This is a genomic window from Vibrio kagoshimensis (assembly GCF_050337535.1).
Lineage (GTDB): Bacteria > Pseudomonadota > Gammaproteobacteria > Enterobacterales > Vibrionaceae > Vibrio > Vibrio gallaecicus.
Genome location: NZ_JAKJSZ010000002.1, coordinates 329,306 through 342,663 on the forward strand (window position 1 = coordinate 329,306; position 13,358 = coordinate 342,663).

The 13,358-nt window shown below is 42.3% G+C and carries 10 protein-coding genes; 1 reads left to right on the plus strand and 9 read right to left on the minus strand.

Annotated features, from left to right (window positions below; translation table 11 throughout):
* Window positions 1-6 precede the first annotated feature (6 nt).
* The 4 genes from pyrG to rlmD all read right to left on the minus strand — a co-directional run bounded on the left by pyrG (window position 7) and on the right by rlmD (window position 6,536).
* Window positions 7-1,644 carry a CTP synthase gene (gene pyrG, locus L4C37_RS01650; protein ID WP_372264816.1) on the minus strand — a complete coding sequence of 546 codons (1,638 nt, stop codon included), beginning with the start codon at window positions 1,642-1,644 and terminating at the stop codon, window positions 7-9.
* A gap of 147 nt (window positions 1,645-1,791) precedes the next feature.
* A complete protein-coding gene (gene mazG, locus L4C37_RS01655) occupies window positions 1,792-2,592 on the minus strand; it encodes a nucleoside triphosphate pyrophosphohydrolase (RefSeq protein WP_429767702.1) in 801 nt (266 codons plus the stop codon).
* Between the two features lie 245 nt (window positions 2,593-2,837).
* A complete protein-coding gene (relA, locus tag L4C37_RS01660) occupies window positions 2,838-5,060 on the minus strand; it encodes a GTP diphosphokinase (RefSeq protein ID WP_137373614.1) in 2,223 nt (740 codons plus the stop codon).
* Between the two features lie 156 nt (window positions 5,061-5,216).
* The gene (gene rlmD / locus L4C37_RS01665; RefSeq protein WP_429767703.1) at window positions 5,217-6,536 is read right to left on the minus strand and encodes a 23S rRNA (uracil(1939)-C(5))-methyltransferase RlmD; all 1,320 of its coding nucleotides are present in this window, start codon (window positions 6,534-6,536) and stop codon (window positions 5,217-5,219) included.
* A 165-nt stretch (window positions 6,537-6,701) separates the two neighbouring features.
* Here rlmD and barA point away from each other — a divergent pair, with 165 nt between their 5' ends.
* Window positions 6,702-9,536: a two-component sensor histidine kinase BarA gene (barA, locus tag L4C37_RS01670; protein ID WP_273294740.1), complete on the plus strand. Its 2,835-nt coding sequence runs from the start codon at window positions 6,702-6,704 to the stop codon at window positions 9,534-9,536.
* A 160-nt stretch (window positions 9,537-9,696) separates the two neighbouring features.
* On the opposite strand, the gene acpS is transcribed toward barA, so the two are convergent.
* The 5 genes from acpS to rnc all read right to left on the minus strand — a co-directional run bounded on the left by acpS (window position 9,697) and on the right by rnc (window position 13,344).
* Window positions 9,697-10,077 carry a holo-ACP synthase gene (acpS, locus tag L4C37_RS01675; protein ID WP_273294741.1) on the minus strand — a complete coding sequence of 127 codons (381 nt, stop codon included), beginning with the start codon at window positions 10,075-10,077 and terminating at the stop codon, window positions 9,697-9,699.
* A 62-nt stretch (window positions 10,078-10,139) separates the two neighbouring features.
* Entirely contained in the window at window positions 10,140-10,877 is a 738-nt protein-coding gene (gene pdxJ / locus L4C37_RS01680) for a pyridoxine 5'-phosphate synthase (RefSeq protein WP_137373343.1), read from the minus strand.
* On the minus strand, window positions 10,874-11,602 hold the full coding sequence (recO, locus tag L4C37_RS01685; protein ID WP_137373342.1) for a DNA repair protein RecO: 729 nt from the start codon (window positions 11,600-11,602) through the stop codon (window positions 10,874-10,876). The genes pdxJ and recO overlap by 4 nt, the downstream gene beginning before the upstream one ends.
* A gap of 100 nt (window positions 11,603-11,702) precedes the next feature.
* Window positions 11,703-12,674, minus strand: a complete 972-nt coding sequence (era, locus tag L4C37_RS01690; protein ID WP_137373341.1) for a GTPase Era — start codon at window positions 12,672-12,674, stop codon at window positions 11,703-11,705.
* A complete protein-coding gene (gene rnc / locus L4C37_RS01695; protein WP_137373340.1) occupies window positions 12,667-13,344 on the minus strand; it encodes a ribonuclease III in 678 nt (225 codons plus the stop codon). The genes era and rnc overlap by 8 nt, the downstream gene beginning before the upstream one ends.
* Window positions 13,345-13,358 lie beyond the last annotated feature (14 nt).

Here is a 13,358-nt window from a genome sequence, read left to right on the forward strand (position 1 = left end):
TTTTACTTATTTAAGTTCGCCGCGCTGGTACTCACCAGCGGCTTTAACGAAACCTGCAAACAGTGGGTGACCGTCGCGAGGTGTTGAAGTGAACTCTGGGTGGAACTGAGCTGCAACAAACCACGGGTGGTTCGGATTCTCAATAACTTCAACCAGTTTCTTGTCCGCAGATAGGCCTGATACTTTTAGACCTGCTTTTTCGATTTGCGGACGAAGATTATTGTTCACTTCGTAACGGTGACGATGACGTTCATGGATCGTCGCGCTACCGTATAATTCGTATGCTTTAGTCCCTTTAGCTAAGTGACAAAGCTGTGAACCCAGGCGCATTGTGCCACCTAAATCCGAAGATTCTGTACGCTCTTCCACTTTACCTTCGCCATCGATCCATTCTGTAATCAGACCAACAACTGGGTATTTAGTTTCAGAACTAAATTCAGAAGAGTGTGCCCCTTCCATTTTCGCAACGTTACGAGCGTACTCGATAAGCGCCACTTGCATGCCTAGACAGATGCCCAAGTAAGGTACTTTGTTCTCACGAGCGTATTGTGCAGCAAGAATCTTACCTTCAACACCACGGTCACCAAAACCACCAGGAACGAGGATTGCATCTAGACCTTCTAAAACTTCTACGCCACGAGATTCAACATCTTGTGAATCTACGTATTTAATATTAACGCTTAGGCGATTTTTCAAGCCCGCGTGTTTTAGCGCTTCATTTACTGATTTGTATGCATCAGGCAGTTCAATGTACTTACCTACCATACCAATCGTCACTTCACCCGTTGGGTTAGCTTCTTCGTAAATAACTTGTTCCCATTCAGACAAGTCAGCTTCAGGAGCAGTAATGCCGAAACGCTTACATACAAGTTCATCTGTACCTTGAGCTTTAATAAGCTGAGGGATCTTGTAGATAGAGTCAACATCACGCATAGAAATAACTGCATTTTCTTGCACATTACAGAACAAGGCAATTTTCTTACGTTCGTTCGTAGGTATGTTGCGGTCTGAACGACATACTAGAATGTCAGGCTGAATACCAATAGACAGTAGCTCTTTAACAGAGTGCTGCGTTGGCTTAGTTTTAACTTCTCCAGCAGCTGCAAGATAAGGAACAAGAGTCAGGTGCATAAACATAGCACGCTCACGACCAAGCTCAACAGCTAGTTGACGGATCGCTTCCATAAATGGCAGAGACTCGATATCACCAACAGTACCACCAACTTCAACCAACGCAATATCATGGCCTTCAGCGCCAGAAATAACACGCTCTTTGATAGAGTTAGTGATGTGTGGAATAACCTGAATAGTTGCACCTAGGTAATCACCACGGCGTTCTCTTGCTAGAACGTCTGAGTAAACACGACCTGCAGTGAAGTTGTTACGCTTGGTCATCTTGGTGCGAATGAATCGCTCGTAGTGACCAAGGTCAAGGTCAGTTTCAGCGCCATCTTCCGTGACGAACACTTCACCGTGTTGAGTTGGGCTCATAGTGCCTGGGTCAACGTTGATGTAAGGGTCAAGCTTCATCATAGTCACTTTAAGACCACGAGCTTCTAAAATAGCCGCAAGAGATGCTGCAGCAATGCCTTTACCTAGAGAGGATACAACCCCGCCAGTAACAAAAATGTAATTTGTCGTCATGTTTAACCTGAAATTGGTTGAATGAGGGAAATGGACTACTTCTGGACGGGATGAAAATATACCAGAAGCCCCTTATCGCCACAACGTGAAATCTATCACACTGCTATTTTTTATTTTTTGCTTCAAATCAATTCATCGCTAAAGGCTTTATCTCATTTTCTCTTCAACCTTGACTTCATCCCACATAGAATCAAGCTCTTGAAGTGAAAAATCCGTTAATTCCTTACCTTTATTTATTACTTTTTTTTCTACACTTTGAAATCTTCTTTCAAATTTCAAATTGGCTTTATTAAGGGCTGATTCTGGATTTTTCCCTAAGTGACGCACTAAATTAACCGTCGCAAAGAGTAAATCACCCAATTCTTCTTCCACTAAGTCTTCATTTGGAGTCACTTGCATAGCCTCTTCAAGCACTTCATCGACTTCCTCAATAACCTTCCCAGCAACAGGACCTATCGTGTCCCAATCAAAACCATATTTCGCAACTTGCTTTTGTATTTTATGAGCCTTGGAAAGTGCAGGTAAAGATTTTGGTATTGAGTCTAGAATACTTTCTTGAGTTTTTCCTATTTGAGCTTTTTCTTTAGCTTTCTCTACCTCCCAATTTGCATTTATTTCTTCGTCATTCTCAAATTTGGCATCAGAGAATACATGGGGGTGACGACGTGTAAGCTTTTCATTCACTCCATCAACCACATCCGAAAACTCAAACAAACCTTGTTCTTTGGCTAGTTGGCTATAAAAGATCACCTGAAACAATAAATCACCCAGTTCTTCTTGAAGATTAGGCCAGTCCTTATTATGAATTGCGTCCACCACCTCATAGGTTTCTTCGATAGTATGTGGAACAATGGTTTCAAAATTTTGTTTTAAATCCCAAGGACAGCCACCTTTTGGATCGCGCAGCTTAGTCATGATCTGTTCAAGTTGTTCAATCGGGTGATTCATCGTTTTCTTCCTATTACTGTCTTTGTTTTTAATAATTTAAAACATCGATTAAAACTAAAAAAGGTGAGCAGCCAAAACCACTCACCTTTGTTGATACTATCTAATCTCTAATTACGTATCTTTCACTAAGCAGTTGTTACTTTAACAAGGCAACAAGCTTTCGCGATTCCATCACATAGCTTGCCTATGTGATGGAACAAGAAAGCGAAGTTAACGCAGTAAAAGTGACTAATGCAACGTGAAAGTTAGCCGAGGCGTTTGACGCTCATTACATCTTTAATTTGTTCGACTCGACTCGTCACTCGACTCAGAATTTCAATATTCGTTACTTCTAAATCAAAATCCATAACCGACAGCTGACGTTTATAGTCAATACGGCTCTTCATCGTCGTTACGCTGACTTTTTCATTCGCGAACAATGATGTGATGTCTTTCAATAAACCATTACGTTCTAGGGCTTCTACACGCAAAGTCAGAATATACGAACCAACAAAACCGCTTCCCCATACCGTATCAATGATTCGCTCTGGCGCATGTAAACTCAGCTCACTTAGCTGTTCACAATCACTGCGGTGTACTGAGATACCACGACCTTGAGTAATATAACCTTTGATATCATCGCCAGGGATCGGCTGACAGCAACGTGCTAAGTGATTCATCAGGTTGTCGACCCCTTCCACCACAACCGCATCTTTACGAGGTCGGCTTTGCTGCGCGGGTTTTGCCTCTGACTCTCTGAGCTTCTCTAGCGCTTTTTGATCTTCTTCTTCTGCGGTCGGCTTATTAACTAATGCGTTAATATGATTCACAACTTGGTTTACACGAAGATCGCCGCTACCTACGCCAGCATAAAGCTCATCTGGGGTATTTACGTTAAAACGCTTTAGAGCGTATTGTTCGGCATCTTTTAGTGTTGCACCGACTTTCGCTAATTCCACATCGAGAATATCACGACCCGCTTCTAAATTTTTCTCTCGACTTTGAGCACGGAACCACGCGTTAATTTTTGCACGAGCTCTGCTTGAGTGAACAAATCCAGTTGTTGGATTTAACCAGTCTCTGGAAGGATTCGGCTCTTTCTGAGTAATAATTTCGACTTGATCGCCCATGGTAAGCTTATGGGTGAATGGTACGATTCGCCCCGCCACTTTGGCACCGATACAACGGTGACCAACCATTGAGTGAATATGGTAAGCAAAATCTAATGGCGTTGCGCCCATTGGTAAGTCGACAACATCACCTCTCGGTGTAAACGCATAGACTCTATCATCAAAGACTTGGCTTCGGACTTCATCCAACATCTCACCCGAGTCAGACATTTCTTCTTGCCAGTCAATCAGCTTACGTAGCCAAGTGATCTTCTCATCGTATCCACTGCGAGCAGCTGTTGCGCCTTCTTTGTATTTCCAGTGCGCAGCTACACCCAATTCAGAATCTTCATGCATTTGCTTGGTTCGAATCTGAATTTCAATGGTTTTACCTTCAGGACCTAAAACCACGGTATGGATAGACTGATAGCCATTAGGTTTAGGGTTGGCTACGTAGTCATCAAATTCGCTTGGTAAGTGTTTATATTTCGTATGAACAACACCAAGAGCGGCATAACAATCTTGTAATTGATCGGCAATAATACGGACAGCTCGCACATCAAAAAGCTCATCAAAATCTAAGCTTTTCTTCTGCATTTTTCGCCAAATACTGTAAATGTGCTTGGGGCGACCACTCACTTCAGCATTAATATTTGAGCGACCCATCTCTGAAGTTAGGTCATCAACAAAATCTGTGATGTATTGTTCACGAACAATTCGGCGCTCAGAAAGTTGTTTTGCTATCTGTTTATAGGTATCTGACTGCTGGTATCGAAAAGCATAATCTTCAATTTCCCACTTAAGCTGACCGATACCTAAACGGTTAGCAAGTGGCGCATAAATGTTGGCACACTCTTTTGCTGCTGCTCGACGCACTTCATCTGGCGCTTTTTTTACTTCAATTAGGTTACAAATACGTTCTGCAAGTTTGATAACCACGCAGCGGAAATCATCCACCATAGCCAGTAACATACGACGAACATTATCAACTTGCCCGGATGCCGCGCTGCCTTCTAAGGTGACATTTAATTGACCAAGAGCTGCCATTTCTTCAACGCCATCGATCAATTTAACGGTTTCTCGACCGTAGCTTTCTTCAAACAGATCGCGTGCAAATACCCCGCTGGATACAACTGGGAATAGCTGTGCAGCCACTAAAGTCGCACGATCCATCGACAGCGTGACCAAGATTTCAATCATCTCGCGTCCACGCCATAACAAGAGCGATGCTTGCTCGTGGTCTTTTAATAACTCTTCACAATGCCGATAAACCTTCGTGAGTTTATTCGATGTTTTGGCATCTTGGTTAAGTGATTTAATCCAGTTTTCTAGCTCAAACTGTTCGCTTGGGTTTAAATGTGCGCTTCGTACCGCAACCATCATTTCTTCCTAGTTATTATGTTTTATACCCAAATTGGTATGACTAACTGATTCCAAGTTAGTTCTATCCATACCAATAACAATGCAAACTGACTTTGCATCTTAAAAAATTATTAAATGATTTATTTGCCTTAAAATCATAGCATTTTACCAATACTACTTCTTAACAAACAATGCCATGGATTCAAGGTGACTGGTATGCGGAAACATGTCCAACATACCTAGCTTTCTTAAGTAATAACCTTGCTTTACCAAGCTTTCACTGTCTCTTGCTAGAGTAGCAGGATTGCATGAAACATAAACCACACTCTTAGCCCCTAAGCCTGAAAGTTGATCAACGATCCCACTCGCTCCGGCTCTTGCCGGGTCTAATAGTACTTTATCAAAACGTTCTTTAGCCCACTCTTGTGAAGACAACTCTTCTTCAAGGTTAGCTTGGTAAAACGCTACATTGCTGAGCTTGTTCACTTTGCCGTTTGATGTCGCTTGTTGAACCATCTCATCAACGCCTTCCACCCCAACAACATATTCTGCTTTCTGAGCAATCGGTAAGCTAAAGTTCCCCAATCCACAGAACAAATCCAAAACACGCTCGTGGTTTTGAGGGTCTAGCCACTCAATCGCTTGAGAAACCATTTTCTGATTCACAGCTTGGTTGACTTGAATAAAATGATTAGGCTCAAAAGGCAGTATCGCGCCCACTTCATCATAGCTAGGCACTTCACCTACTAATCGTTCCAACGTATCGGACTCAGGCATCGAATATAGCGTTGAGTTTGTCTCTTCAGCGAGTGTAATTAAAGCTTGTCGATCTTTATCTACAAGAGGCTTTAAATGGCGTAAAACGATCACTGGACCAGACTTAGAAAGAACTAACTCTACGTGCCCTAATGAAGCTTGGTGGGAGAACGTCGATAAGAGTGACTTAAGTTTTGGCAGTAAGGCATTCAAAGCTGGCTCTAGTACTGCACAGTCTGTGATATTTTCAATCTGTTTACTCTGTTTCTGACGAAAACCAAATTGAAGTTTTTGAGATTTTTTATCAACAAACAAGCTGATTCGAGCACGGCGACGATAACCCTTATCACTTCCGGTGACAGGCGCTACTACATCTGTTTGCTTCGTTTTATAGATATTCATCAAATGACTTAGAGATTGAGATTTATGCTCTAACTGAGAGGCATAATCTAAATGCTGTAAGTGACAGCCACCGCACTGATTGAAGTGCAGACAAAACGGTTCTAATCGCAGCTCACTTGGTTTCAATATTTTGATCAATTTAGCGCGCGCAAACTTGCTCTTACTCTCTGTAAGTTGGACTACGACCTGCTCGCCAGGTAATGCGCCATCAATAAAAACAGGTTTTTTATTTTGGTGAGCAATACCTGCTCCATTGTGATCCATTCGTTCAACCAACATCTGTTGATGCTTGGTCTCAAATTGAGTTTTCTTTTTTGGTTGAAAAAAACGTGCCATTGCTTGTGCCTAAATATCTATCAAATTATTATTTTCTATCCAAAACTCACTATTCTGCCTTGGAATCATTGTCGAACGTAGCGGCTTTGATTAAGCTAACCGTTCACTTAACCGCCGTAGTGCGCGTTATTTTCCCATATCCAGACCTCGATGTAATTAAAGAACATGACCAGATATGGCTTGAGAGCCCGTGTAATTACCCTAACTCTAGCTCCAACCCTAATTATTGGGTTGTTATTGAGCGCTTTTTTCTCATTTAATCGCTATCAAGACCTAGAAGGTCAAGTGATCAATACCGGAACAAGCATTATAGAGCCTCTTGCCATTGCAAGTGAGTCAGGTATGAAATTAGAGAGCAGAGAATCAGTTCGCCAACTGATTAGCTATGCTCACCGAAAAAATTCGAAGCTTGTTCGAAGTATTGCTGTATTCGATGAAAGACACGAACTGTTTGTGACCTCGAATTTTCATCCCGACTTTGAAAGCCTCACTTACCCCAAAGACAAACCTATTCCTCACTTAGGATCTTCGATTTTACTCGATAATACATTGATTCTAAGAACGCCTATTGTAGCGGAAGGGCAATTCCTCAACTCAGCTAATGGGCAGTCTCAGTCTAATCAAGCTATTGGCTACATTGCCATTGAACTCGATTTATCTTCACTTCGCTTACAGCAATACCAAGAAGTCTTTTCCGCCTTTCTAGTACTAATTTTAGGGCTTGGTCTTTCCGCGGTCTTCGCTTTCCGGCTAATGCACGATGTAACCCAACCCATTACCCATATGAAAAACATGGTTGATAGAATTCGTCGCGGTCACTTAGATGTGCGTATTGAAGGAAAGATGCATGGCGAACTCGATTCACTAAAAAATGGTATTAACGCAATGGCAGTTTCACTGTCGGAATACCATGTGGAGATGCAGCACAGTATTGACCAAGCGACTTCTGATTTACGAGAAACATTAGAGCAGTTAGAAATTCAAAACGTTGAATTGGATATTGCAAAGAAACGAGCTCAAGAAGCTGCCCGTGTTAAATCTGAATTCTTAGCCAATATGTCACACGAGCTAAGAACGCCATTAAATGGGGTTATTGGTTTTACACGCCAAATGTTGAAAACCCAGCTCTCTAATAGTCAAACCGATTACTTACAAACTATTGAACGATCGGCAAACAACTTATTAAATATTATCAACGATATTCTCGACTTCTCTAAACTTGAAGCCGGTAAGTTAGCATTAGAAAACATCCCATTTGAGTTCCAAAGCAGTTTGGAAGAGGTAGTTAACCTCCAAGCCACCAGCGCCCATGAAAAAGGATTAGAGCTTACTCTGAAGATCGACCCTAAAGTGCCAGCAGGTCTTGTTGGCGATCCACTTCGTATTCAACAAGTTCTAACTAACCTCGTTGGTAACTCAATCAAATTCACTGAACGTGGCAACATCGATATCAGTGTGGAAATGAGGTCTCAAACTGCAGACAGTATTGAGCTGCAATTTATGGTTCGAGATACAGGTATCGGGATTTCAGAGCGGCAACAAGCGCAATTATTCCAAGCCTTTAGTCAAGCCGACGCCAGTATTTCTCGTCGATACGGTGGTACAGGGCTCGGTCTAGTCATCACTCAGAAACTGGTTAGCCAAATGGATGGTGAGATCAGCTTGACCAGTCGTTTACACCAAGGCTCTACCTTCTGGTTTACATTGAGACTGTCTGCTACCGATATGCCAATGACGGATGTCGTAGATACTCAAACTCTTCAAGACAAACAACTTTTGCTTATTGAACCAAACATGCAAGCAGCCTCAATTACCCAGCAAGTTCTCACCCAGGAAGGGCTGGTTGTCACTTATCGTTCAGCTATGCCAGAAGAAACAACACCATACGATTATGTACTGCTTAACTTAGCGGCTAATCAAGAATATGAACTTGAGACAGTGAAATCTTGGGCTAAGCATGCTCGTGAAATATCCCAAAATGTTATTATCGGCACTCCAAGTACAGAGCTTGCACTAGGCGATCAACTGATGAATCAGCTTGATGTTCACTGTATGACAAAACCTTTGTCTCGTAAGAAGTTACTGCAAACTTTAGTATCTAACCAAACGCCGATCTTAAATGCTCCCATTGTAGAAGTTACAACTGAAGAAAAGTTACCACTTACAGTACTTGCTGTAGATGACAATCCAGCCAACCTAAAATTGATCACCGCTTTGTTGCAAGAAAGAGTCGAAACTGTCGTTAGTTGTACAAACGGTCAGAAAGCCATTGATAAGGCCACGCTCACTAAATTTGACATTATCTTCATGGATATCCAGATGCCACACATGGATGGCGTTACCGCCTGCCAACGTATCAAAGAGCTCGCCAACAATGCAGATACACCTGTTATTGCCGTAACCGCTCATGCCATGAGTGGTGAAAGAGACAGGCTGCTTGAAGCTGGCATGGATGACTATTTAACGAAACCAATTGAAGAACATGTGCTGCAGCAAGTGTTACTACACTGGAACCCAAACGCAGGCGAAATTCAGATAGAGAAGATAGATCCTGAACATCCAGTCATGACAGCTGAAGTTATCCAAGATAGTCATATTGAGCCGGAAACCAAAGAACACAAAGACATCATTATTGATTGGCAAGCCGCAATGAAGCAGGCTGCTAATAAAGAAGACCTAGCGAAAGATATGCTGCAAATGCTAGTCGATTTTATCCCTGAGGTTTATGACACTACGGAAAAAGCGATTGAAGACAGCAGTTACCCTGTGGACGACTTACTCTACTTCATACATAAGATGCACGGCAGCAGCTCATATAGCGGTGTACCTAGACTCAAATCGATTTGTGCTACTTTAGAAAAGGCACTTCGATCTGGAGAATCGATTGAAGATGTTGAGCCGGAACTATTTGAGCTACAGGATGAATTAGATAAGGTTCAGGCAGCAGCAGTACATTACTTGCCACCGCAACATTCTGATTCATTAGATGCTGGTTCATAAAGCATCGATAATTTCTAAAGCTTAACGCAACCAAAATCAGAGCATGAAAATAAAAAACCGAACTATCACGTAAAAATGATAGTTCGGTTTTTATTAATCATAGCTCGGCTCTATTGACCAAAAAATAACAGCTGTGTGTTTAGAGTAATAACCACATCAGTTACGATTCAAACAGCACGGTTGCTACCGCGTAATGTCTTTCATCTGAAATAGTAATGTGAATTGAGTTCACTTTAGACGCTTGAGCAATCTGCAATGCTTTATTGCGTAGGGTAAGTAACGGCTTCCCATGTTCATCATTAGATACAACGAAATCATGAAAAGTCACTCCCATCGCAATCCCAGTACCCAGAGCTTTTGAAGCGGCTTCTTTCGCAGCAAACCGTTTTGCCAAATATCGACCTTGCTGCTTAATTTTTTGAAACGCAACAAACTCAGATTCTGCAAGAATACGCTTTGCAAATCCCTCACCACTACGAGCAAGAGCCTTTTCCACCCGAGCGATTTCTGCGATATCGGTACCTAGCCCAACAACAGCCATACACACCTTTTACTTCTTCTGATTACTACTTTGGCTGATTCAACAGAATCAACTTACTCTGATTATGCGTTGTTACGCGCGGTTTCCATGATAGCTTTCATGTCTGCAACAGCTTTGTCTAAACCATCAAACACAGCACGTCCCATGATCGAGTGACCGATGTTCAATTCGTAGATCTCAGGTAAAGCCGCAATTGGAGCAACGTTATGATAAGTCAGACCATGACCTGCATTAACAGTAATCCCAAGATCATTCGCATAGCTTGCACCAGCTGCGATCTTCTTCAGCTCATCTTGCTGATCTTCTTCAGTCTTAGCTTCTGCATATTGACCAGTATGAAGCTCAATAAACGGAGCCTTACATGCTTTCGCTGCATCAATTTGCTCGCGGTCTGCATCGATGAATAGTGACACCTTAATCCCTGCTGCAGCCAGCTTTTCAGTTGCGGCTTTCACTTTTTCAAGCTGCCCAACAACATCAAGACCACCTTCAGTTGTTAGCTCTTCACGTTTCTCTGGAACAAGACAAACAAATTCAGGTTTCGTCTCTAACGCAATACCTACCATTTCATCGGTTACTGCCATTTCTAAATTCATTCGAGTTTGAATGGTTTCAGCAAGGATGCGAACATCACGATCAACAATATGGCGGCGATCTTCACGTAAGTGAATCGTAATACCATCAGCACCTGCTCGTTCTGCAATTTCAGCAGCGTGTACAGGATCTGGATACTTAGTTCCGCGTGCATTACGCAATGTTGCAATGTGGTCGATATTAACGCCTAAAAGGATTGAGCTCATTTACCAATACTCCGTGCTCTGGGGAGACCTGTCCTTGGTAGAAACAGCTCTCTACTTTTCAATGGTTTGCCGCCAAGATACGGCTTTAAGGCTATGCGTGTAAAGCGTTTTGCCGCTTTTAGCTGCTCTTTAGTGATAAACCTTCGTTCACTTATCGCTATTAATTCATCTCCAGTAAAAGAGAGATTATCTCTTCGCACTGAAGCAATGAAGCCTTTTTGTTCACGGTAACGGTAAGTCATATTAGGATCAACAGGCTCACCAGTACCGGCACAGTGTAAAAAATCGACGCCATATCCCATCGATGAGAGTAAAGCTAACTCAAAACGACGTAGAGCGGGTTCAGGGTTATTATTATGAGCAAGCTCAGTTAAAGCATGAAGATAATCATGAAACAGCGCTGGCATGGCAACCTCAGCCATCAACACCCTTCCGACCAGTTCATTGACATACATTGCAGAATAAAGGTTAATCCCCGTAAGAGGTAAACCTAAACTAATCGGCTCTGCTTGGCGCAACGTTTTCATTGAGCTATTGCCTGACCACTTCAATAGTAGAGGCGTGAAAGGTTGCAACGCTCCTTTTAGATTGGAACGCTTACTGCGTGCACCTTTCGACATTAACGTTACACGACCGAACTCTTCACTAAACACATCCAGTATTAAACTCGACTCACTGTATGGTCTGCGGTGCAACACAAAGCATCGCTGTAACCCTTCACTCAATGATTAACCCTTCTTACAGATACAAAAAGAGAGAGTTCGCACTCTCTCTTCTATTTACTCATTAGCTGGCTCTTTATTTTAAAAAGAGATTGGCTATCAATTATAGATCGTCGATATAACCTAGTGAACGAAGTGCACGTTCATCATCAGCCCAACCAGATTTAACCTTCACCCAAGTTTCTAAATAAACTTTACGGCCAAACAGTTCTTCCATATCGATACGAGCTTCGCGGCCAATGGTCTTGATTTTCTCGCCCGCTTTACCAATCACCATCTTCTTCTGACCTGTACGCTCAACAAGAATTAAGGCATTGATGTGGAAACCATCATTATCTGGATTGTAATCAAAACGCTCAATTTCAACCGTTACAGAATATGGCAGCTCTTCACCAGTAAAACGCATCAGCTTTTCACGAATGATCTCAGACGCCATGAAACGTTGCGAACGATCCGTTACGTATTCTTCAGGGAAATGGTGAGTCGCTTTAGGTAAAACTTCTCGAACATGCTTACGCAATACATCGATATTTTTACCTTGTTTCGCTGAAATTGGTACAACATCCAGGAAGTCCATCTTCTGAGAGACATCCATCATATGCTGCATAACATCCGTGCGATCCTGAACGTTATCAACTTTATTTATACAAAGTACAACTGGGAAATCTGTTTTTCTCAGCTTGTTCAGCACCATTTCATCGTCGTCAGTCCAGTGCGTACCATCAACTAGGAAAAACACTAGGTTCACATCACTTAATGAACTGTTTGCAGCACGGTTCATTAGACGGTTAATCGCGCGCTTTTCTTCAATATGCAGACCAGGAGTATCGACATAAATCGCTTGGTAGTCACCTTCAGTCTCAACACCCATAATACGGTGACGAGTGGTTTGAGGCTTACGCGAAGTGATAGAAATCTTCTGACCTAAAATATGGTTAAGAAGTGTTGATTTACCTACATTTGGGCGACCAACAATAGCAATAAAGCCACAGTGTTGGTTTTCAGGTAGGCTCTCTACTTTGTTTTCTGATGCAAAAAATGCATCAATATCGAATTCTTGCTTGTTATCAGACATTGCTTAGTCGCTCTAATGCTGTTTCAGCAGCCGCTTGTTCTGCCTTGCGGCGGCTAGTGCCTTTACCGATAACAGGTTTATCCGTACCTGCCACTTCACACTCAACCGTAAACTCTTGGTTGTGTGCTTCACCTTTAATATTAGTCACTGTGTAGACAGGTAGTGGATTTCTTCGACCTTGTAAAAACTCTTGTAGGCGAGTTTTAGGATCTTTTTGAGAAATACCAGGCTGAATAGACTCTAGGCGAGATTGGTACCAGCTTAAAATAATGCGACGAACGACTTCAGTATCACTATCTAAATAGACAGCACCGATGATCGCTTCTACAGCATCAGCCAGAATAGAATCACGACGGAAACCGCCACTCTTCAACTCACCTGGACCTAATTTTAAGTAATCTCCTAGTTCGAATTCACGACCTAGTTCAGCCAATGTATGTCCGCGTACTAAAGTGGCACGCATACGGCTCATGTCACCTTCATTTACCTTAGGAAAACGATGGTACAGATCATCAGCAATGACAAAACTTAAAATTGAATCGCCCAGAAACTCAAGACGTTCATTGTGTTTACCAGCGGCGCTGCGATGTGTCAGCGCCAAATGGATAAGATCGGCATCATTAAACTGATAGCCAATCTTTCTCTCTAGTTTATCTATTGGAGAATTCATGCTCTCTCGATGTG

Coding starts and splice junctions, on each gene's coding strand:
- pyrG (WP_372264816.1), bottom strand. CDS start 1,644: ATGACGACAAATTACATTTTTGTTACTGGCGGGGTTGTATCCTCTCTA.
- mazG (WP_429767702.1), bottom strand. CDS start 2,592: ATGAATCACCCGATTGAACAACTTGAACAGATCATGACTAAGCTGCGC.
- relA (WP_137373614.1), bottom strand. CDS start 5,060: ATGGTTGCGGTACGAAGCGCACATTTAAACCCAAGCGAACAGTTTGAG.
- rlmD (WP_429767703.1), bottom strand. CDS start 6,536: ATGGCACGTTTTTTTCAACCAAAAAAGAAAACTCAATTTGAGACCAAG.
- barA (WP_273294740.1), top strand. CDS start 6,702: ATGACCAGATATGGCTTGAGAGCCCGTGTAATTACCCTAACTCTAGCT.
- acpS (WP_273294741.1), bottom strand. CDS start 10,077: ATGGCTGTTGTTGGGCTAGGTACCGATATCGCAGAAATCGCTCGGGTG.
- pdxJ (WP_137373343.1), bottom strand. CDS start 10,877: ATGAGCTCAATCCTTTTAGGCGTTAATATCGACCACATTGCAACATTG.
- era (WP_137373341.1), bottom strand. CDS start 12,674: ATGTCTGATAACAAGCAAGAATTCGATATTGATGCATTTTTTGCATCA.
- rnc (WP_137373340.1), bottom strand. CDS start 13,344: ATGAATTCTCCAATAGATAAACTAGAGAGAAAGATTGGCTATCAGTTT.